This window comes from Nostocoides veronense, from assembly GCF_039531185.1.
Classification (GTDB): Bacteria; Actinomycetota; Actinomycetes; order Actinomycetales; family Dermatophilaceae; genus Nostocoides_A; species Nostocoides_A veronense.
On sequence record NZ_BAAAPO010000024.1, the window covers coordinates 15,091 to 35,437 of the forward strand.

Annotated in this window: 19 protein-coding genes and 1 pseudogene; 12 read left to right on the forward strand and 8 right to left on the reverse strand. The window is 67.5% G+C overall.

What is annotated here, in order from left to right; all coding sequences use genetic code 11:
- Positions 1–61: 61 nt before the first annotated feature.
- Positions 62–187, reverse strand: a complete 126-nt coding sequence (locus ABD225_RS07585) for a hypothetical protein (protein ID WP_344083114.1) — start codon at positions 185–187, stop codon at positions 62–64.
- A gap of 286 nt (positions 188–473) precedes the next feature.
- Between ABD225_RS07585 and ABD225_RS07590 the strand changes: the two are divergent.
- From ABD225_RS07590 to ABD225_RS07610, 5 genes and pseudogenes are all read left to right on the forward strand, one after another.
- Positions 474–1,052: pseudogene (locus tag ABD225_RS07590) on the forward strand (AAA family ATPase); the annotation flags it as partial.
- A gap of 132 nt (positions 1,053–1,184) precedes the next feature.
- A complete protein-coding gene (locus ABD225_RS07595) occupies positions 1,185–2,588 on the forward strand; it encodes a GntP family permease (protein WP_344083116.1) in 1,404 nt (467 codons plus the stop codon).
- Positions 2,589–2,600: 12 nt separating this feature from the next.
- Complete coding sequence (locus ABD225_RS07600; protein WP_344083118.1) at positions 2,601–3,137, forward strand: gluconokinase; 537 nt, start codon at positions 2,601–2,603, stop codon at positions 3,135–3,137.
- A 37-nt stretch (positions 3,138–3,174) separates the two neighbouring features.
- Positions 3,175–3,864, forward strand: coding sequence for an LppX_LprAFG lipoprotein (locus ABD225_RS07605; RefSeq protein WP_344083120.1), 690 nt, complete (start codon positions 3,175–3,177; stop codon positions 3,862–3,864).
- On the forward strand, positions 3,845–5,581 hold the full coding sequence (locus ABD225_RS07610) for an MFS transporter (RefSeq protein WP_344083122.1): 1,737 nt from the start codon (positions 3,845–3,847) through the stop codon (positions 5,579–5,581). Before ABD225_RS07605 ends, ABD225_RS07610 begins: the two co-directional genes overlap by 20 nt.
- Before the next feature lie 252 nt (positions 5,582–5,833).
- Here ABD225_RS07610 and ABD225_RS07615 read toward each other — a convergent pair whose 3' ends face one another.
- Positions 5,834–6,718 (reverse strand): META domain-containing protein, encoded by an 885-nt coding sequence (locus tag ABD225_RS07615; protein ID WP_344083124.1) that lies wholly within the window; start codon positions 6,716–6,718, stop codon positions 5,834–5,836.
- 116 nt (positions 6,719–6,834) lie between these two features.
- On the opposite strand from ABD225_RS07615, the gene ABD225_RS07620 reads away from it, so the two are divergent.
- Positions 6,835–7,785, forward strand: coding sequence for an intradiol ring-cleavage dioxygenase (locus ABD225_RS07620; protein ID WP_344083126.1), 951 nt, complete (start codon positions 6,835–6,837; stop codon positions 7,783–7,785).
- Positions 7,786–7,827: 42 nt separating this feature from the next.
- Here ABD225_RS07620 and ABD225_RS07625 read toward each other — a convergent pair whose 3' ends face one another.
- Complete coding sequence (locus ABD225_RS07625) at positions 7,828–8,691, reverse strand: alpha/beta fold hydrolase (RefSeq protein ID WP_344083128.1); 864 nt, start codon at positions 8,689–8,691, stop codon at positions 7,828–7,830.
- On the reverse strand, positions 8,684–9,469 hold the full coding sequence (locus tag ABD225_RS07630; protein WP_344083130.1) for an exodeoxyribonuclease III: 786 nt from the start codon (positions 9,467–9,469) through the stop codon (positions 8,684–8,686). Before ABD225_RS07630 ends, ABD225_RS07625 begins: the two co-directional genes overlap by 8 nt.
- A gap of 194 nt (positions 9,470–9,663) precedes the next feature.
- Between ABD225_RS07630 and ABD225_RS07635 the strand changes: the two genes are divergently transcribed.
- From ABD225_RS07635 to ABD225_RS07645, 3 genes are all read left to right on the forward strand, one after another.
- Positions 9,664–10,899, forward strand: coding sequence for a putative glycoside hydrolase (locus ABD225_RS07635; protein WP_344083132.1), 1,236 nt, complete (start codon positions 9,664–9,666; stop codon positions 10,897–10,899).
- A gap of 138 nt (positions 10,900–11,037) precedes the next feature.
- Positions 11,038–11,592, forward strand: coding sequence for an orotate phosphoribosyltransferase (pyrE, locus tag ABD225_RS07640; protein ID WP_344083134.1), 555 nt, complete (start codon positions 11,038–11,040; stop codon positions 11,590–11,592).
- Positions 11,593–11,686: 94 nt separating this feature from the next.
- Complete coding sequence (locus tag ABD225_RS07645) at positions 11,687–12,358, forward strand: LemA family protein (RefSeq protein WP_344083136.1); 672 nt, start codon at positions 11,687–11,689, stop codon at positions 12,356–12,358.
- An 86-nt stretch (positions 12,359–12,444) separates the two neighbouring features.
- Here ABD225_RS07645 and ABD225_RS07650 read toward each other — a convergent pair whose 3' ends face one another.
- From ABD225_RS07650 to ABD225_RS07660, 3 genes are read right to left on the reverse strand one after another with little or no spacing between them, the layout of a single operon-like run.
- Complete coding sequence (locus ABD225_RS07650; RefSeq protein ID WP_344083138.1) at positions 12,445–13,620, reverse strand: acyl-CoA dehydrogenase family protein; 1,176 nt, start codon at positions 13,618–13,620, stop codon at positions 12,445–12,447.
- A 47-nt stretch (positions 13,621–13,667) separates the two neighbouring features.
- Entirely contained in the window at positions 13,668–14,468 is an 801-nt protein-coding gene (locus ABD225_RS07655) for a PIG-L deacetylase family protein (RefSeq protein WP_344083140.1), read from the reverse strand.
- 5 nt (positions 14,469–14,473) lie between these two features.
- Positions 14,474–14,917: a MarR family winged helix-turn-helix transcriptional regulator gene (locus tag ABD225_RS07660; RefSeq protein WP_344083142.1), complete on the reverse strand. Its 444-nt coding sequence runs from the start codon at positions 14,915–14,917 to the stop codon at positions 14,474–14,476.
- A gap of 101 nt (positions 14,918–15,018) precedes the next feature.
- Between ABD225_RS07660 and ABD225_RS07665 the strand changes: the two genes are divergently transcribed.
- Positions 15,019–16,863 carry an ABC transporter ATP-binding protein gene (locus ABD225_RS07665; protein ID WP_344083144.1) on the forward strand — a complete coding sequence of 615 codons (1,845 nt, stop codon included), beginning with the start codon at positions 15,019–15,021 and terminating at the stop codon, positions 16,861–16,863.
- Between the two features lie 25 nt (positions 16,864–16,888).
- Here the strand turns inward: ABD225_RS07665 and ABD225_RS07670 are convergent, their stop codons facing one another.
- Positions 16,889–17,533 (reverse strand): DedA family protein, encoded by a 645-nt coding sequence (locus ABD225_RS07670; protein WP_425564364.1) that lies wholly within the window; start codon positions 17,531–17,533, stop codon positions 16,889–16,891.
- Between the two features lie 176 nt (positions 17,534–17,709).
- Between ABD225_RS07670 and ABD225_RS07675 the strand changes: the two genes are divergently transcribed.
- Both ABD225_RS07675 and ABD225_RS07680 read left to right on the forward strand, forming a co-directional pair.
- Positions 17,710–19,305, forward strand: a complete 1,596-nt coding sequence (locus tag ABD225_RS07675; RefSeq protein ID WP_344083146.1) for an alpha/beta hydrolase — start codon at positions 17,710–17,712, stop codon at positions 19,303–19,305.
- Between the two features lie 96 nt (positions 19,306–19,401).
- Positions 19,402–20,343: an ABC transporter substrate-binding protein gene (locus ABD225_RS07680; protein ID WP_344083149.1), complete on the forward strand. Its 942-nt coding sequence runs from the start codon at positions 19,402–19,404 to the stop codon at positions 20,341–20,343.
- The last annotated feature ends 4 nt before the right edge of the window (positions 20,344–20,347 follow it).

Consider the following 20,347-nt stretch of genomic DNA (forward strand, 5'->3'; position numbering starts at 1 on the left):
CCGCCGCTCGCCCGATCCCGTCATCCCGCGCGGAGTCCTGCGCGGTCGAACGGTGTGGTCGCTACTGGTGTCCTTGCTGGTCGGGGTGGCCCTCGTCGCCGTGGTCGTCGACGTGCCGCTGCTCGCCCGGCTGATTCACGAGCAGGTGCGGGGGCGGGTCGAGTCCGGCGACGGAGGGCGCGTTCATCCTGGTGCGCTTCCTGCTCGCGGTCCCGGTCGGCGCCGTCGTCGGAGGAGCGCTTTTGCGCCGGCTGGGGGATGGGCTCGTGTCCGGTCTGGGTCTCGTGCTGGCCACGATCGGGCTCGCCGTGATGACCACCTACGGCCGGGGTTCCTTCGCCGACTTCTCCTCGTATGCCGTGCTCGCCCTCGCCGGGTTCGGCATCGGTCTCGCGCTGGCCCCGGTCAACAACGCCGCGCTCGCGGATGCCCCGCAGGACGCCCACGGCACTGCGTCCGCGCTGGTCGTGGTCGCGGTGCGCCGACGGCCATACAGCGTGGTCTTGCTGGATGAGGTGGAGAAGGCGCACCCGGAGACCTTCGACATTCTGCTGCAGGTGCTCGACGATGGGCGGCTGACCGACGGGCAGGGTCGCACGGTGGATTTCCGCAATGTCATCCTCGTGCTGACCTCCAATATCGGCAGCCAGTTCCTCATCGACCCGACCCTGTCGCAGGAGCAGAAGAAGGACGCCGTCATGTCGAGCGTCCGCGCCGCCTTCAAGCCAGAGTTCCTCAACCGGCTCGACGACGTCATCCTCTTCGACGCCCTGAGCCAGGAGGAGTTGGCGCACATCGTCGACCTGCAGGTGCGCCAGCTGGCGACCCGCCTGCGCGACCGGCGGATCACCCTCGACGTCACCGATGCTGCCCGCGACTGGCTGGCCAAGACCGGCTACGACCCGGCATACGGCGCCCGCCCCCTGCGCCGGCTCGTCCAACGCGAAATCGGCGACCGGCTCGCCCGGGCGGTCCTCGCCGGCCACGTCCGCGATGGCGAGACGGTCACCGTCGGCCTCGACCCCGACGGGGATGCGCTCACGCTGGCCTGAGCGAACGCTCACGGGGAAAGCGTCGTGCCGACGCAGATTTTCCCCGGCTGGCACCCCATCGTGGGTCGGCCGCCCACTACAGTTGAACCGTCTAGGCGGCTGACTCGATGGGGAGGGCTCACGGTGACACACGTGCTTTTGGTAGCGGATGAGGTTGAGCCAGCGTACGGTTCGGCCGCCTTACTCTCGATCGCCTTCGTCGCGGTCCTTGTCCTGCTCTTCCTGATCATGAAGCTGAAGCTGCATGCCTTCGTGGCATTGATCCTGGTCAGTTTCCTCACGGCGCTGGCGACGAAGATTCCGTTCGCCGAGGTCGTCCCAACGATGCTGACGGGCTTTGGGAACACCCTCGCCAGTGTTGCTTTGTTGGTCGGCCTCGGCGCCATGATCGGGCGGCTGCTCGAGGTGACCGGCGGAGCACAGGTGCTCGCCGACACGCTGGTCAATCGCTTTGGCGAAAAACGTGCGCCGCTCGCCCTTGGCGTCGCGTCCTTGCTCTTCGGCTTCCCGATCTTCTTCGACGCCGGCTTGGTCGTCATGCTCCCGATCATCTTCAGCGTCGCACGCCGTTTCGGCGGATCGGTTCTGACCTATGCCTTGCCAGCCGCCGGCGCATTCGCCGTCATGCACGCCTTCGTGCCCCCGCACCCGGGGCCGGTGGCCGCGGGCGAGCTGCTCGGCGCCGATATCGGGCTCGTTCTCGTCATCGGCCTTCTCATCGGCATCCCGACGTGGTTCATCGCGGCATATCTCTTCGGCACCATGACCGGACGTCGGATTCACGTCCCCGTGCCCGAACTGCTCGCCGGTGGCGAGGTCGAGCAGGCTCAGGACGCCGACACCCGCCCGGCACCCAGCTTCGCGGTGGTGCTCTCGGTGCTGCTCCTGCCACTCATCCTGATCTTCCTCAACACCGGCCTGAACACCCTCGCGACCGCCGGGCGGGTGGACGGTGACGCGACCTGGGTTGCGGTCGTGCGGATGTTCGGTCAAACCGCGATCGCGCTGCTGATCACCGTGCTGTATGCCATGTTCATCCTCGGGCGGGGGCGGCGCAGCAAGTCGGATATCGAGCACATCGTCAACAGCGCCCTAGGGCCGGTCTGCGCCATCATTTTGATCACCGGTGCCGGAGGCATGTTCGGTGGTGTGCTGCGCGCCTCGGGGATCGGTGAGGCACTATCCGGCAGCCTCGAGGGGCTCGGCCTGCCGGTGATCGTGGCGGCCTTCGTCGTGTCCACGGCCCTGCGAGTCGCGCAGGGCTCGGCGACCGTGGCGCTGACGACCACGGCCGGCCTGATGGCCCCGACCGTCGCCGCGACCAGCGGTCTAAGTTCCGTCGACCTCGCCGCCATCGTCGTCGCGATCGCCTGCGGCGCCACCGTGCTCTCGCACGTCAATGACTCCGGCTTCTGGCTGGTCGGACGCTTCCTCGGGATGGATGAGAAGACCACGCTCAAGACCTGGACCGTCATGGAAACGCTCATCGGCGTCGTCGGCTTCGCTTTCGCCGCCGTCGTGTCCATGCTTTTCTGACGAGGAGGCGCCATGAGCGTGCACCACATCCCCGAATCGCGGATCCGCACCCGGCATGTTGTCGTCATGGGCGTTTCGGGCTGCGGCAAGTCGACGGTCGCCAAGGGCGTGGCCGAGGCGATGAACCTGCCCTTCGCGGAGGCCGATCGCTTTCATCCCGAAGAAAATGTCGCCAAGATGGCCGCAGGCATCCCGCTGAACGACGACGACCGCTACCCCTGGCTGCGGGACCTCTCGGCCTGGATGGCGACCCAAGCCGCGCAAGGCCAGTCGACGACGATGGCCTGCTCGGCCCTCAAACGCGAGTACCGCGACATCCTGCGCGCCGGTCCACCGGAGCTCTGCTTCATCCACCTGAACGGCCCGATGGAGGTCATCGCCGAACGGATGGCCGCCCGCACGGACCACTTCATGCCGGTCTCCCTCCTGGCCTCCCAGTTTGAGGCGCTGCAACCCTTGGAGCCGGACGAAGTAGGCGTGGTGCTCGATCTGCGCAAGACGCCCGAGGAACTCATCGACGAAGCGGCGACCTGGCTGCGGGATCGGTGAACCGGCGCGTGGCCCCGCCACAGGTATCGTTCGGCCCATGCGTCGTCGTGCCGTCCTGACTGCCGCCCTCGTCGGGCCCCTCGCCCTTGCCGGGTGCTCGAAGGGGAGCGAGGCGGCCGACCCGAGCGCCGCACTGGCCAAAGCCAAGACCACGCTGGAGGCGGCCAAGGCGGTCACCGTGGATCTGAAAGCGGACAAGCCGATTCCGAGCGGCCACAATGGCGTGTCGGCCGCCAAGGGCGTGGGGCTCATCGATGCGACAAACCCCAAGTTCAAGGGCACGGTGAGCGCGGTCGTCAGCGGCGCGCCCGTAACCACCGACATCATCGCCATCGGCTCCGACACCTGGATGAAACTCTTCACTCCGACCTTCAGCAAGGTCGACCTCAAACCGCTTGGCGCGCCGAATCCGACGGGATTCTTCGTCCCCGGCACCGGGCTCTCCTCGCTCGTCGACCAGGTGGGCTCGCCGGCGGGCGGCGCGGAGAAGCGCTTCGGCAAGGAAGTGCTCGCCAGCTATACCGGCACCGTGTCCGGTGCCGTCGTCAAGCGCCTGCTCAATCTCGGCTCGGACAGCGCGACCTTCCAGGCCGAATTCGGCATCGTCCCCGCGAGCGGCGAGTTGCGCACGGCCAAGCTCACCGGCCCCTTCTACGACACCGGCGACTCGAGCTATTCGGTCACGCTGACCGACTACGGCAAGACCGTTGACATCACCGCGCCCTGACGCGCGACCGAGGGCACTGCTGACCCTCGCCTCGCTCGCCATCGCCCTCGCGGCGGCCGACACCTATGTCGTCGTCCTCGCGCTGACCGAGATGATGCAGGGCGTCGGCGTGGGGGTGGAGTCCCTTCAGCGCGCGGCCCCGATCATCAGCGGCTTCCTGCTGGGGTATGTCGCGGTGCTGCCCCTCATCGGCCGGCTCGCGGATCTCGTGGACCGGCAAAGGGTTTTGCTCGGGTGCCTCGCGATCTTCGTCGTCGGGTCGGGTGTCACGGCCCTCGCCACCGATCTGCCAGTCCTCGTCGCGGGGCGCGTCGTGCAGGGCGTCGGGGGCGGGGGATTGGTTCCCGCGACTTTGGCCATCGTGGCTGCCCTCTGGCCGCCCGAGGCACGGGGTATGCCGCTCGGCATCGTCGGCGCCGTCCAAGAGTTCGGCTCGGTGGTTGGGCCGGTGCTCGGCGCGGCCATCCTCGCCGTCGCCGATTGGCGAGCCATCTTCTGGCTCAACGCGATTGCCGGCATCCTGCTCGCGATCGCCATCGCCCGGGCCGGGCGCGCGAGCGGCGCGGCGGCGGGCGGTGCGGCGGCGGGGGAGGTGAGCGGGCGGCATACCACCGGCTCCCGGGCGGCGTGGGTGATCTGGGCCGGCGCGCTCGGCGTCCTCTGGCTGGCGCTGGCGGCGCCCGAGATCTTCACGACGAGCGTGGCGCTCGGCGGGCCGTGGGTGAATGTCGCGGACACGAGCGCCCGGCTGGCCACGCCGATCGGCTTCGTGGCACTGGCGCTGATTGTTGGCGCGCTCGGCTGGTCGCTCTGGCGGGCGTGGCCATCCCTGCGGGCGGCTGGCCCCCTTGGGGCCGCACTCCTCGGCGGGGCGCTCGGCAGTGTCATTTTGACCTTCGCCGCGGCCGAGCCGGAGAAGGAAATCGTCGGTCCGCTCGGCTACGCGTTGCTGCCGGTGGGTGTGCTCTGTGCCGCCGGGTATGCCGTGCATCACCGCCGCTCCGACAATCCGGTCATCCCGCACGGCGTCCTCGGGGGTCGGACCTCGTGGGCGCTGCTGGTGTCCTTCTGTGTTGGCGCTGCGCTGGTCGCGATAATCGTCAACATCCCGCTGCTGACGCGGCTTGCGCATCCGAGCGGTGACGGGGTGCCGGCATATACCGACGCGGAGGGCGCCTTGGTTTTGCTGCGCTTCCTGCTCGCCGTCCCGGTCGGCGCGCTCGTCGGGGGCTGGGCGCTGCGGCGCCTCGGCGACGGACTGGTGGCAATGATCGGTTTGGCTTGCGCCGCACTCGGTCTCGCGCTGATGACCGCCTGGGGCCGCGGGATCTTTGCCACCTTTGTGTCGGTGATCGTGCTCGCAGCGACGGGCTTCGGCATCGGGCTGACGCTCGCGCCGGTGAACAATGCGGCGCTGGCGGCCGTGCGCGCCGATGCGCACGGCGCGGCCAGTGCTCTGGTGGTCGTGGCCCGGATGGTCGGCATGGTGCTCGGGCTGGCGTTGCTCACGGCATACGGCCTGCACCGCTATTACGGCATCGTTGCCGGCCTGCCCGACCCAACGGACAAAGAGGCGCTGAAGACCGCGGCGATCCTGCAGGTGCACGCGGTCTTTTGGGGGGCCGCCGTGGCCGCCGCCCTCGGTGCGCTCGCCTCGATCCGCCTTGGCCTGCGCCGCGTCGGTCAGGTCGAGGGCCAGCCCACCTTCGGCCTCTGAGCGTGCCTGGCCGGGGGTTTCTAACCTCTGCTAACACCAGTTAGGTGACTGTGCACGCGTTGCAACCTGTGCACAGTCACCTAACTGGGTGTTAGGACACCCCACGAAGTTCGCCCACGCAGTGCGTGGGACCCACGCTCGTACCGCCCACGCAGAGCGTGGGACCCAGCTCCGATACTTCGCGGGGACCCCGTCCACGACTTACGTAACAGGCCCTAGCAGAGGTTAGACGACCCGGCTCAGGTGGACCGCTCAGGAGGACGGGCTGTCGGAGGAGCTGACGGGCTCGTCGGGGTTGGCGGCTGGGCGGGGGGCCGGGCCGGTCAGGGTGAAGTCGATGGAGCCGGAATCCCAACTCAGGGTGAGCTTTTCGCCGTCCTGGGAGACCTTCGTCTGGTTCCCCGCGAAGAGCTTGGAGAGCCAATCGTCCTGCTCCATCAATGCCTTGTCGCAGCCCATCTCGGTCATGGACAGGCCGTTGGTGATGAGGATGTTGTCGGACAGACGGGCGCTGCCGGCGAGGGTATTGCATCCCGCGCTGACCATGAGTCGATCGGACAGGATCGTCATTGTCATGGCCGCCCCGGGCACCATCTTCTGCGGTGCCTTGTTCACATCGGACGCCGTCCAGACGCCGGAGATCGGCGTCAGATCCGTGGATCCGGGAACCTCTGCCACGGCGCCGGGCGCGGGGAAGGCCTTGTTGGACTTTTCAAAGCCGAACCAGCCGTCATCCCAATTGAAGGCCACCATCGGTCCACCCTGATCGACTTGTGGCTTCTTCATCAGATATTCACCGATCCACTTGTCCTGGGCAGCCAAGGCATCGGAGCACTTCTCGTCGGTGACCGAGAGCCGATCAACGATCAAGAGCCGGTTATCGACCTTGCCGGTGACATCGAAGACATTGCAGCCCACCCACAAGCGGAAGCCATCGTCGCGAATTTGCAGAGCCTGCTCGGTTCCAACCATCGCTTTCGGCGCCTTCACCGCGCTGCCCCAATAGGTCCCCGTGACGCTCGCGAAGTCTTTGACCGGCTCCATGCCGCCCTGGTTCGAGCCGCTTCCGTTCCCCTGACCGCAGGCGGCCAGCGCAAGGACCGAGGTGAGGGCGAGGGCGAGGCTACGGCGCGTCATACGCATTCGACGGGGCAGGCGGTGGCGCGGTTCCCTGGCATGTCCATAAACGAACCATAGGAGGTGCACAGGTTCGCGCGGAAGGATATAAGGCCGCACCTACCGAGAGGATCACGATGAGCGACGAGGTCGAACCCCGCACGCCGAGCTTCGAAGGCCGCCCCCTCCCGAAGCCCGACGAGGAGGTCTTCGACCAGGGTCTCGCCTTCGACCTGGAGACGATGAACCGCCGGAAAGTCTTGCGGTACATGGGGATCGGCGCGGGCGCGGCCGTGCTTGCCGCGTGCGGGAGCTCCGATGGCGACGGCTCCAGTTCCACGACCAGTTCGTCGTCGTCGACCACCTCGTCCACGACCTCATCCTCCAGCAGCACGTCGAGCACCTCGACCAGCAGCGAGGACCTGACCGAGATCCCCGACGAGACGGCCGGGCCGTATCCCGGCGACGGCTCCAATGGTCCCAATGTCCTCACGGAGGATGGTGTTGTCCGCCAGGACATCACCACGAGCTTCGGTGACTACTCCGGCACTGCCGAGGGAGTGCCCGCCACGATCGAACTGACCATCCTCGACATGGCCAATGACAATGCGCCCTTCGCCGGGGTCGCGGTCTACGTCTGGCACTGCAATCGCGATGGCAACTACTCCTTGTATTCCGAGGGCATCACTGACCAGAACTACCTGCGAGGAGTCCAGATCGCTGACGACTCCGGCAAGGTCAGCTTCACGTCGATCTTCCCCGCGTGCTATTCCGGACGCTGGCCGCACATCCACTTCGAGGTCTACCCCGATCAGGCCAGCATCTCCGCGTCGAGCAATGCCATCGCTACCTCGCAGATCGCCATTCCGCAGGCAGAGTGCGAAACGGTCTATGCCACAACGGGTTACGAGCAGTCCGTTACTAACCTGTCGCAGCTCTCACTCGCTACGGACAACGTCTTCAGCGACGACTCTGGCGCGAACCAGCTGGCGACCATGAGCGGCAGCGTCGACGCTGGCTACACGATCGCGCTGACGGCCGCCGTCGACACGACGACCGCACCGACGGGCGGCTCGGCGCCCAAGTGAGTCCCGGTCCGGGCGGTCCGTGCGGGCCGCCCGGACGAGGACTCAGTCGGCTCCGAGCAGCAGGTCCACCACGAGGTCCGTGGCCTCGAAGCCGAGCATGTGCCCCTTGCCCGAGAGTTCGATGAGCCGGGAGCCGGGTATGCCGTCGTGCAAGGCCCGCCCATAACGCGGCGGTGTCAGGCGGTCCAGTTCCCCGACGACGATGGTGGTCGGCACCCGCCCGAGGACGGCGAGCGAAGCGCGTTCGTCATGCGCTTCGAGCGCAGTAAAGTAGCGGCCCATATCGCGAATCGACGTGCCGGCCGTGGCCTTTCGCACCAACCGCACATCGCGGGGGTCCGGGTCATCGCCAAAGTTCAGGTGCCGCAGATGGCCCTGGCGCACAAAGACGCCTGCCTTGATTCGGGGCCCACGTGCCGCGATGTGCATGACACCCATCTCCACCTTGCCGGCCCATCCCGGCCGCTCGACATCGGCGGCCGCTGTCCCGAGCAGGATCACCCGATCCGCGCGGGCTGCCAGATCATCGGGGAACTGGCCGGCGTAGGCCATGATCGTCATACCCCCCATCGAATGTCCGCCCAGGACAACGCGATCGGTGTCGACGGTGGCCTCGATGACCGCGGCGAGGTCGCGGCCAAGACGGGCGATCGACGCCGCACCCGTGCCAGACGTCGAGTGGCCGTGGCCGCGCTGGTCATATGCCACCACGCGCACGCGAGCCCGGGCATGCAGACCGCGAATGACGCGACTCCACAGAGTGTGGTTCAGCGTCCAGCCGTGCGCGAGGACGACGTTCGGCAGTGTCGAATCCACCTCTCCCGCAGGCTCATAGACCTCTCCAGCGAGCGTGGCCCCATCCTCGACGGCCAGTTGGAACGGGACGCCGCGCAGCGGATCAGGCATCCGCGAGATCCACGACGACGGGCGCGTGATCGGAGGCACCCTTGCCTTTGCGCTCCTCGCGATCGATGAGGGCGCCTGTAACCCTAGCGGCCACATCGGGCGTCGCGAGGATGAAGTCGATCCGCATACCGCGGCCCTTCTGGAAGCGCAGTTGTTGGTAGTCCCAGTAGGTGTAGACCTTCGGCCCCGGGTGCAGGGGGCGCACGAGGTCGGCATACCCCGCCTCGACCACGGCCCGGAATGCCGCACGCTCCCGCGGGCTGACATGCGATTTGTCCGCATAGAACTCCATGGACCACACGTCCTCATCCTGCGGCGCGATATTCCAGTCGCCCATGATCATCGTGGGCCCCTGAGCGGCCCAGGTGAGCGCGGCATCCCGAAGGCGCGCCAGCCACTCCACCTTGTAGTCCATGTGCGGGTCGACGAGATTGCGGCCATTCGGGACATAGACGCTATTGATGCGCAAGCCGCCGCACGTCGCGGCGAGGTGTCGAGCCTCGGGCGTCTCGCCTTCGCCCCACAGCGGCGCACCGGCGAAGCCCGCCTGCACATCGGACAGCCCCACGCGCGAGGCAATCGCCACGCCATTCCACTGATTCAGGCCGTGGTGAGCCACCTCATACCCGATCTCCTCGAACCGGAAGAATGGGAACTGGTCCTCGCGGGTCTTGGTCTCCTGGATGGCCAGGACGTCCACCTCGGTGCGTTCCAACCATGGGATCACCCGCTCGATTCGGCTCCGGATCGAGTTCACATTCCACGTCGCGATGCGCACGGCCCCCACCTTAGGGCCCGCTCTTTCGAGCCGTGGATTCGTGAGCGGGCTGGTAATCCCGGCCGATTCGGGGCATCCTGAATGAGGCGCCACACCGACGGCGCCCGTGGTCGATTGCACAATCGGCCCCGAAAGTCGCCGTAGCATCGCTCGGCAATAGGACAGTCTGTCCCCTCCCCCCTGGAGTTCTCCCGATGTCTGAAGCCCCCCGTATGCCGCGCCGTGCCCTTGCGCTCGCCGCCAGCGGTGCCACCGTGGCTGGCCTGGTGGCCGCCTCCGTGACCCCCGCGACCGCCGCGCCCGTCGCCGCCGAGTCGAGCACCGCGACCGCGGCCCGCGCTGACGGCAAATTCCTCAAGCTCTGGTCGGCCGAATGGATGGCGGGCCAGAAGTCCTTCACCACGGCACAGGCGCAGGACTTCGCGCGCCGGATGACGGTCATCGTCGCGATGCGGGGCAAGTTCACCAAGGAGATCGCGGCGATGAAGTCCGCGAATCCGGCCCTGAAAGTCCTCGTCTACCGCAATGCCACCTTTGGCGGCAAGGGCTATGCGGACAGCCTCTACGCGAAGAACAAGAGCGGCCAGAAGATCTACGCGCGCAAGTGGCCGACGACCTTCCTGATGAACATCAGCAGCCCCGCCTGGGCGAGCGAGGTCGGGCGCTCCTGCGTGGAGTTGATCAATGTCAGCAAGTACGACGGCTGCTTCCTCGACGTCCTCGGCTCCGGTCCGCTGATGGGCAACTACCTCTCCTCGATGCCGGTCACCGGCGGCAAGACGTGGACGCACAGCCAATGGATCAACTGGGCTGACGACATCACGGTCGCGGCGAAGAAAGCCACCGGCAAGATCGTCATGGGCAATGGCCTGGGCAATGGCCGCCGCTACTACTCCACGACGATGAGTTCCAAGGGCCTGGTCGCCGGCAATGACGGCATGGAGCCGGAGCTTTTTGTGCGCGAGGCCCACTCGTCGGTCGGGTCCTACTACAGCGAGACCACCTGGAAGCAGGACGTCGACATGATGATCGATGTTCAGAACAAGGGCAGCCGCGTGCTGTCGATGACCAAGCTGTGGACCAGCGCCACCGAGACCCAGAAGAATGCGTGGCACAAGTACGCCCTGGCGACCTTCCTCATGGGCAGCAATGGCAATAGCTACTTCTGCTTCCTGCGCGACAAGAACTCCGGCGCCTCCTGGGGTGCACACCCGTACAACCAGATCGACATGGGCACCCCGCTCGGGGCGTACTCGAAGATCGGCACCGGCATGTATGCCCGCACGTTCACCAAGGGCAAGGTTGTCGTGAATGTCGGCAAGTCCGCCTCCGGCCTGCGCCTGGACGGCAGCTACCGCACAGCCGACGGCGCCCGCGCCACCGGCACCTACACCTTGGCCCCCCACACCGCCGAGTTCTTCCTCAAGTAGGAAGCCGCCCGGGGCGTGATGTAGGTTTCCCGCCGAGTGCCACAAACCCCTCCTTTGTGTCAGAAAGCTTTCGGCACAAAGGAGGGGTTTGTGGCATCGGGCGAACCTACAAGCAGCCGCGCCTCTAAAATCAGGGGTATGACGGATGTCGCCGAGGACCGGGAAGCACTGCTCGCGCTGATCAAGGGCAAGGCGATCGTGCATGGGCGGGTCACCTTGTCCTCGGGCAAGGAGGCCGACTATTACGTCGACCTGCGCCGGATCACCCTGGACGGTGAGGCGGCGCCGCTGGTCGGGCGCGTGATGCGGGATCTGGTCAAGGATCTGGACTTCGACGCGGTCGGCGGGCTCACGCTCGGCGCCGATCCGGTGGCCACCTCGATGTTGCACGCCGCCGCGGCGTCGGGGCAGCGACTCGACGCCTTCGTGGTTCGCAAGGCCGGCAAGGCGCACGGGCTGCAGCAACGCATCGAAGGCCCGTCGATCGCCGGGCGCCGAGTCCTGATCGTCGAGGACACGTCCACAACAGGTGCCTCGCCGCTCGATGCCGCCGAGGCAGCGCGCGAACTTGGAGCCGAGGTCGTCGCGGTCGCGACGATCGCCGACCGGGCGACCGGTGCCGCCGAAAAGTTTGCGGCCGCCGGCCTCGAATACCGCCACGCCTTCACGCTGAGCGACCTGGGACTGGCATAACCGCGCCGACAGCGCCCTCGGACGTTAGGATCACTGACGGTAGGTTGCGCGCCCGCTCCCATCCCGGGCGCCACGACAACAAACGGGAGACCTGATGCTCATCGCGTTGCTCGTCATCCTCGGCCTGATCGTGCTCTTCGCGCTCTGGGCCGTGGGCGTCTACAACGGCCTGATCAAGAAGCGCAATCTGGTCCAGGAGGCCTGGCGCCAGATCGATGTCGAACTCAAGCGCCGTCATGACCTGATCGGCAATCTCGTCGAGACCGTCAAGGGTTATGCCGCCCACGAGCGCGGCACCCTCGAGGACGTCATGAAGGCCCGGAGTGCGGCCATGGCCGGCGGCCAGACCCCCGGGCAGCAGGCCCAGTCCGAGGGCATGCTGTCCGCCGCGCTCGGTCGGTTGATCGCCGTCGCGGAGGCTTACCCGGATCTGAAGGCCAACCAGAACTTCGCCGCCTTGCAGAACGAGCTGACCTCCACCGAGGACCGCATCGCCTCCGCGCGCCGCTACTACAACGCCAATGTCCGCGAGCTCAACACCAAGGTCGAAACGGTCCCGAGCAATTTCGTGGCCGGCATGTTCAACATCAAGCGCGAGGAGTACTTCGAGGTCGAAGGTGCCGAGCGCGACCCGGTCAAGGTCGACTTCGGGCAGAGCACCTACAACATCCCGCCGCCGGCCGGCTACAACGCGCCCCAGGACACGGCCCCCGCGCAGATTCCGACCCCTCCGCCGCCCGGCCAGCTGCCGCCCAGCCAAGGCTGAGGGCGGCTAGCCACCCGTCATACGGCATGCGCAAGGCCCGGGACCGACAGTGGTCCCGGGCCTTGCTCATGTCGTATGCCGCCCGCTCACCGAAAGGCGGGCAGTCCCGTCAGTGCCTGGCCGATCACGAGCGTGTGCATCTCGACCGTGCCTTCGTAGGTGAGCACGGATTCCAGATTGTTCATGTGCCGGATGACGGGAAACTCCAGGGAAATACCGTTGGCGCCCAAGATGGTTCGCGCGGTGCGGCAGATCTCCAAGGCAGCGCGGATGTTGTTGAGCTTGCCCAGGCTGATCTGCTCGGGGGTGACCGTCCCAGCGTCCTTGCGTCGCCCGAGGTGCACGGCGAGCAACAGGCCCTTGGAGTATTCGAGGTACATCTCCGCGAGCTTTTGCTGCGTGAGCTGGAAGCCCGCGATCGGCTTGCCGAACTGCTCGCGCTCGATGCTGTAGGTCAGCGCGCTCGCGAGGGAGGAGCGCGCGGCGCCGAGCGAGCCCCACACGATGCCATAGCGTGCCTCGGACAAGCAGGACAGGGGACCTTTGAGGCCCCGCACCTCCGGCAGCATCGCGTCGGCGGGCAGGCGCACCTCGTCGAGGACAAGTTCGCTAGTCACCGAAGCGCGCAACGACATTTTGTGCTTGATCAGCGGCGCGGAAAAGCCGTCGGCCGAGGTCGGCACCACGAAGCCGCGGATGCCCTCATCGGTCTGCGCCCAGACCACGGCGACATCGGCGATCGAGCCATTGGTGATCCACATCTTGCGGCCGGTGAGCACCCAGTCCGCGCCATCGCGGCGGGCTCGGGTCCGCATACTCCCGGGGTCGGAGCCGTGGTCCGGCTCGGTCAGGCCGAAGCAGCCGATCGCCTCGCCCGCGGCCATCTGCGGCAGCCAATGTTGCTTGTGCTCCTCGGACCCGAAGCGCCAGATCGCGTACATCGCCAGCGAGCCCTGCACCGAGACGAGGGAGCGGACGCCGGAGTCGCTCGCCTCCAACTCCAGGCAGGCCAACCCATAGTCGACGCAGGAGGTGCCCGCGCAGCCATACCCCTGCAGGTGCATCCCGAGCAGGCCGAGGCTGCCGAGTTCGCGGGCCAGCCCGCGGATGTCGTCGACCTCGCCACGCTCGAACCAGTCGGCGACATAGGGGTCGATGCGGCGGCGGCAGAGTTCGCGCACGCTATCGCGGATCGCGAGTTCGTCGGCGGTGAACAGGTCGTCCAAGCCCGCGAGGTCGAGGGCGGGGGGCACAGCGGTCATCTCGGCTCCAGCATCGTCGGGGTCTCCTGCGAGCGTATGCCGCCCGTTCAGGTGCGCGTGAACGGCCAGCCGAGTTCCATGGCGGCCATCCGGTCTGGCTCGATGTAGTGCTCGTGGCCGAAGGCGATCGCGAAGACCTCCTCGGGCATGCCGAGCAGGCCCTCGATATCGGTCTTCTGGCTGGCGTGCGCGGCGAGGGCGGCACGCTTCTGCGGCAGGTAGTCGCGGACATCGACGGCCCAGTGGATCTCGTGTTCGCCGCTGCCGAACGGATTGCCGTCGTCCATCGGCTGGTCCGGATCCCAGGCCTGATCGCCCTGCCCGGCGTCGAGCGCGCCTTGATAGAGCCGGCGCATGACATCGCGGTTCATCGTGCCTTCGAGCACCCGCGGGCGGCGGGCGGCGAGCCGGGCTGCGGCATGGGTGACGTGGTGGACCTTGACGTGGTCGGGGTGGCCGTAGCCGCCATGCCAGTCGTAGCCGACGAGCACATCGGCGTCCTCGCGGTCCAGGATCTCCGCGAGCCGCAGTCCCGCCTCACTCAGATTGGCCTGGTGGAAGGCGGCCGCGTGGCTGTTCTGCTCCCAGCCGTTCATGCCGGAATCGGAATAGCCGAGCCATTCGATGCGGTGCGTGCCGAGGACGGCGGCCGACTTCTCCGCCTCCTTGCGGCGCCGCTCGATGACCGTCTCACCGGGCGCGAGGTCGTCGGGCACTTCCCCGTGTTCGCCATTGGTGGCATAGACCACGACGACGCGATAGCCCTCGGCGACGGCGCGCGCCATTGAGCCGGAACTCTGCGAGGCCTCGTCGTCGGGGTGGGCGTGGAAGAAGACGATGGTCGGCACGAGAACTATTCTCCCGGCTCGCTCAAGGTGCTCAGAATGCGCTGCAGAGTGCTGCGATCCTGAGGGGACAAGCGGCCGAAGAAGACCTCCGCCTGGGCGCGGCGGGCGGTTGCCACCTGCTCGGCGATATCGCGGCCAGCCGAGGTGATGCTCACCAAGGTGGCGCGGCGGTCGTCCGGGTCGGGGGAGCGCTCGATCAGCCCTCGCTCCTGCAGGGCATCGGCGACTTCAGTGGCCGAGCGGGGCGCGATATGCAGTTGCTCGGCCAGTGCCGACAACCGCAGCGGACCTTCGCTGCCGATGATCCGCAGAGCGCGTCCCTGATGCGGGGCCAGGCCGAGGTCGGCGCCGTGCTGGGACCAGGTATGCCGCAGCATCCGGAAGGTGCGCGCGAGGAGGGCATCGAGCGGCTCGGGGGACCGCTCCGGTGGGCTGACCTCTCGGGACATGCGGGGCAGCATACCGCCGATTTGTGAGGTAGCAAGACCATGAGGTAACCTCTGTAAATAGTGGGGCAACCTCACGACATACCTTTGCGAAAGGAGGCCTCATGCCCGAGGACTTCACCTCACCCGGGGGCCGCGGCGGCCGGGGACCGATGACGGTCGACCCGCGCGATCGAGCTCAACTGGAGCTCTCGCCGGTGGCGCCGCGCCGCATCCTGGCGCTCTTCGCCCCCCACCGCGTGCCCATTGCGATCGTCATCGCGATCATCGTCGCGTCGTCGACCGTGGCGCTCGCGCAGCCCTTCCTGGTGCGCGCCATCATCGATGATGCCTTGCCGCACAGCGATATTCGTCTGCTGATCCTCGCGGTTGGCGGCATGCTCGCCGTCACCATCGTGACCGCCCTGCTCGGTGTCGCGCAGACCTGGATTTCCACGCGCGTCGGCCAGGAGGTCATGCACCGGCTGCGCACCGATGTCTTCGCCCACCTGCAGAAACAATCGATGGGCTTCTTCACCCGCACCCGCGGAGGCGAGGTTCAGTCGCGCATCATCCAGGACATCGGCGGGATGCAGTCGGTCGTCACGTCGACGGCCACCTCGATCGCGTCCAACCTGACCACTGCCGTCGGGACCGCTATCGCCATGGTCGCCTTGAGCTGGCGGCTGTCGCTGCTCTCGCTCATCGTGCTGCCGCCGGCGATTTGGCTGACGCGTCGAGTTGCATTGCTGCGCAAGGAAATCACCGCACAACTGCAGCGGCGGCTCGCGGATATGCACGTCCAGGTCGACGAGGGGTTGTCGGTCAGCGGGGTGCTGCTGACCAAGACTCTCGGCGCCGGTGGCGCGGCGACCGACCGGTTCGCCGCCACGTCATCCGCGCTCGTCGACCTGGAGCTGCGCTCGCAACTCGCCGGCCGCTGGCGGATGGCGACGATGTCGATCGTCTTCGCGACCATCCCGGCCCTGCTCTACCTCGCCGCCGGCTTCCCCGCGACGAGCGGGGGTATGACGATCGGCACCCTCGTCGCCTTTACCGCCCTGCAGGCCGGCATCTTCCGGCCGGTGATGGGGCTGCTCAATGTCGGGGTGCAGTGGGTCAGTTCGATGGCCCTGTTCAGTCGAATCTTCGGCTATCTCGACCTCGTGACCGATGTTCCCGCGCCGGTCGCGCCGGTGACGCTCGACCTGGATCGGGTGCGCGGCGAGGTCGCGTTCTCGAAGGTGACTTTCCGATATGCGGACAGCGCCGCCCCGGCGGTCGATGGGGTCACGGTGACCGTGCCGGCCGGGACCAGCTTGGCGCTCGTCGGCGACACCGGCTCAGGGAAATCGACGCTCGCGTCGCTCGTCTCGCGGCTGCGCGATCCGTCCAGCGGATCGGTGACGATCGATGGGATCGACTTGCGGCGCATGGATGAGGCGACGGTCGCGGGCATCGTCGGCGTGGTCTCGCAGGAGACCTATCTAGTCCACGACAGCATCCGCGCCAATCTGTTGCTGGCGCGGCCCTCGGCCAGCGAGGGTGAACTGTGGCAGGCCTTGGCCGCGGCGCAAGTGGCGGACCTGGTGGCCGGACTCCCGGACGGCTTGGACACCGTCGTCGGGTCGCGTGGCCATCGATTCTCCGGTGGCGAGAAGCAGCGGCTCGCGGTCGCACGGACCATCCTGCGCGATCCGAAGGTGCTCGTTCTCGATGAGGCCACATCTGCGCTCGACAATCGCACCGAACGCGCGCTGCAGGCGGCGCTGGATCAGCTCAGCCACGGCCGCACGACGATCACCATCGCCCACCGGCTCTCCACCGTCCGCGAGGCCGACCAGATCGCGGTGCTCCAGGCCGGCCGGACCGTCGAGATCGGCCGCCACGAGGACCTGCTAGCCCGCGGCGGGCGCTATGCCGAACTGGTCGCGGCCAGCGAGCCCCCGGCATACGCCTGCGCCGCATGAAGCGTCAGCGCCCGCCGGCGTCAGATCAGGCGTCGACGGAGGCGCGGGCGGCCTCGCGGCGGTGCTTGACGAACTCCAGAATCATCGGGACCACCGAGACGGCGACGATCAGCAGGATCGCGGCCTCCAGGTGGTCCTGCAGCACCGGGAAGGCCTGGCCGAGGAAGTAGCCGGCGAGCGTCACGCCCGTGGCCCACAGCACGGCGCCCACGCCGCTCCAGACGAAGAAGTGGCGCCGCTCCATTTTGCCCACGCCCGCGACGACGGTGATGAAGGTGCGCACGATCGGCACGAACCGCCCGAGGACGAGGGCCTTGGCGCCATACCGCTCGAAGAAGGCGTGCGTCTTGTCGAAGTTCGCCGTGTTGATGAAGCGACCCTTCCGGTTGTACAGCGGCGTGCCGACGGCGCGGCCGATCTCGTAACCGACGACATTGCCCGCGAACGCGGCGATCGAGAGCACGATGCAGGCCGTGACGATATTGAAGTTCAGCGAGCCGTTGGCGATGAACAACCCAATGGCGAAGAGGAGGGAGTCGCCGGGCAGGATCGGGAAGAGCAGGCCGCACTCGACGAAGATGATCGCGGTGCTCACCCAGAAGAACTGGCTGCCGAATCGCTCGAGCAGCCAGGCGGGGTCCATCCAGTCGGGGCCAAGGGTGGGCATCATCACCAGATAAGGGTAGGCGGTGCTCCCTGTGAGCTTGCTGTATGCCGCCCGTGCCCCGGATATGTCGAGTGACTGAAGCACCCCCTTGCGCCGATGCCCTTGGCCGGGTTGGCTGGTTCCGGTGGCCTCGACGCAGAGGCCCCCGGCGCGTTGCGCCGCAGCGAAGGGGAGTGCGCATGTCTCGTTTGAAGCAGGGGACCGGTCTGGCGCTGAGCGCCATCGTCGCGGCGGGGGTGATCCCGAGTCTCGGCGCCGCTGGGGCGGGTGCCGCGCCGCCGGCGAAGGCCACCGAAGTCCAGGCCCCGGTGCCAGACATCACGTGGAAGTCGTGCGGTGACGACCTTCCCGGGGAGTGCGCCACGGCGCTCGCACCGCTGGATTATGACAACCCGTACGGGCCGGCGATCCTGCTGGATCTGCGCAAGGTGCCAGCCAAGCAACAGAGCCGCAAGCTCGGCTCGCTCTTCGTCAATCCCGGCGGTCCGGGTGGCAGTTCCACGGGCTTCGCCCCGTGGGCGGCCCAATTGCTCGGCCCCACCGTCGCCGCTCGCTATGACGTCATCGGCGTCGACCCCCGCGGCGTGGGGGAGCACTCGCAGATGGTCTGCAAGAACGCCAATCCGGTCCCGCCCTTCCCGATGACGCCCTACCCGGAGACGGTCGCGCAGTCCAAGATCGCCTTCCGGTCCGCGGAGTATGCCCGCTCGGCTTGCACCCGCAATCCGAGCCCGATCGTGAGGCATATGTCGACCGCCGACACCGCGCGGGATATGGACCTGATCCGGCAGGCCGTGGGTGACCCGCAGCTGAACTATTACGGCATCTCCTATGGCACTCAACTCGGCTCGACCTATGCCTCGATGTTCCCGAGTCGGGTCGGCCGGTTCGCTGTCGATGCGGTCCTCGACCCCGTAGCGTGGTCGACCGGCGGACCGTCGAATCTGCCTGCCACGCAGCCCTTCTCGACGCGCCTGCGCAGTGCAAAGGGTGCCTCGGAGGCGCTCCTGGCCGCCCTCAAGGAATGCGACCGGGTGGGCCGGTCACATTGCGATCTCGCGCCGGGGGCGTCGGCCAAGTGGGCCAAGATGTCCGCCGCTGCCAAGGCTGGGACGCTGACGGCTGGGGGTGAGCCACTGCCATACTCCGTCCTCATCGGCGGGGTGCTGGGCTATCTCTATGGCCAGAGCTACGACGGACTCGACACCACCTTGCAGATGATCTATGACGAGAACTTCGGCACTCGCGCCCGGGCGGGAGCGAGCGCGCTCGCGACGCTGCGGGCGAAGGCGGATCGCGTCAGGGAGGCGCCCTACACCAGCCCGCTCGGTCAGGTGCAGATCATCTCGGATGCCTTCATGGGCGTCGGGTGCGCCGACACGCGCAATCCCGAGACGCGCGAAGCCTGGTGGAATGCCGGGCGCGCGCAGGACAAGCTGTGGCCCGGCTTCGGCTCGTTGTGGACCTGGGCAACCCCGGCGTGCGCGAAGTATCCGATCAGCACCAAGGCCGACACCTGGTTCGGTCCCTATGGCGGTGCCACGGCCAATCCCATCCTCGTCGTCGGCAACACCTATGACCCGGCCACGCCCTATCACGGGGCGCAGGCGGTGGCTGGGATGTTCCGGGGCGCGCGGCTGCTGACCTACAACGGCTGGGGTCACGGCGCACTTGGCAATAGCTGTGCAACGGCGGCCTTCGACCGGCTCTACGCGACCGGTGCCCTGCCGGCGCGAGGTGCCGTCTGCCAGCTCGACCGGCCGCTGTGGGGCTGACCAGCGGTTGACCGGGCGTGACCTGGTGCGCGGGGCGGCGGATAGCATGCGCTCGTCGCCGCCCCGCGCATCACGCACGCAGTTCCAGGAGTTTGTATGACGCTCGTCCCCGCCCGTTCCGCCGCCCTCGCCGGGGTGCTCCTCGCCACCGCCGCGCTCGCCGCCTGCGGTGAGCCGCAGGCCGGTTCGGTCGCGACCAGTTCGACGAGCAGCAGCGCCTCGTCGTCGACAACGGCTTCGTCGTCGTCCACGACGCCGTCGGCGTCCGACTCCGCGGCGGTGCCGATCTCCGGCGACTGCCTCAAGGGCACCGTCAAGACCCTCGCTGACGGCAAGCTGACGATCGGGACCGACAATCCGGCCTACGAGCCGTGGTTCTCCGACAACGACCCGAGCAATGGCAAGGGCTATGAGTCGGCCGTCGCCTATGCGATCGCCGACAAGCTGGGTTTCAGCAAGGCCGATGTCACGTGGGCGAAGGTGCCCTTCAACAAGGCCGTCCTGCCCGGCAAGAAGGATTTCGACTTCGACGTCAACCAGGTCTCGATCACCGACGAGCGCAAGAAGGCTGTCGACTTCTCCTCCGGCTACTACGACGTCGTGCAGAGCGTCGTGTCCTACAAGGGCAGCCCCATCGACGGCAAGACCACGGTCGCGGACCTCAAGGGCGTCAAGCTCGGTGGTCAGGTCGGCACCACCTCACTCACGGCGATCACGGATCAGATCGGCGCCAAGAGCAGCGTCTATGACACCAATGACGCAGCCGTCCAGGCCCTCAAGGCACACCAGATCGACGGCATCGTCGTCGATCTGCCGACGGCCTTCTATATGACGGCCGCGCAATTGGATGACGGCATCATCGTCGGTCAGTTGCCGCTCGTCGGCGGCACCCCTGAGCAGTTCGGTGCCGTGCTCGACAAAGGCTCGGCGCTGACGCCGTGCGTCACCGCCGCCGTCGACGCCCTGCGCGCCGACGGAACGCTGGACAAGCTTGTCGGAGAGTGGCTTTCGGCGCAGGGCGCGCCAGAACTGAAGTAGTCCG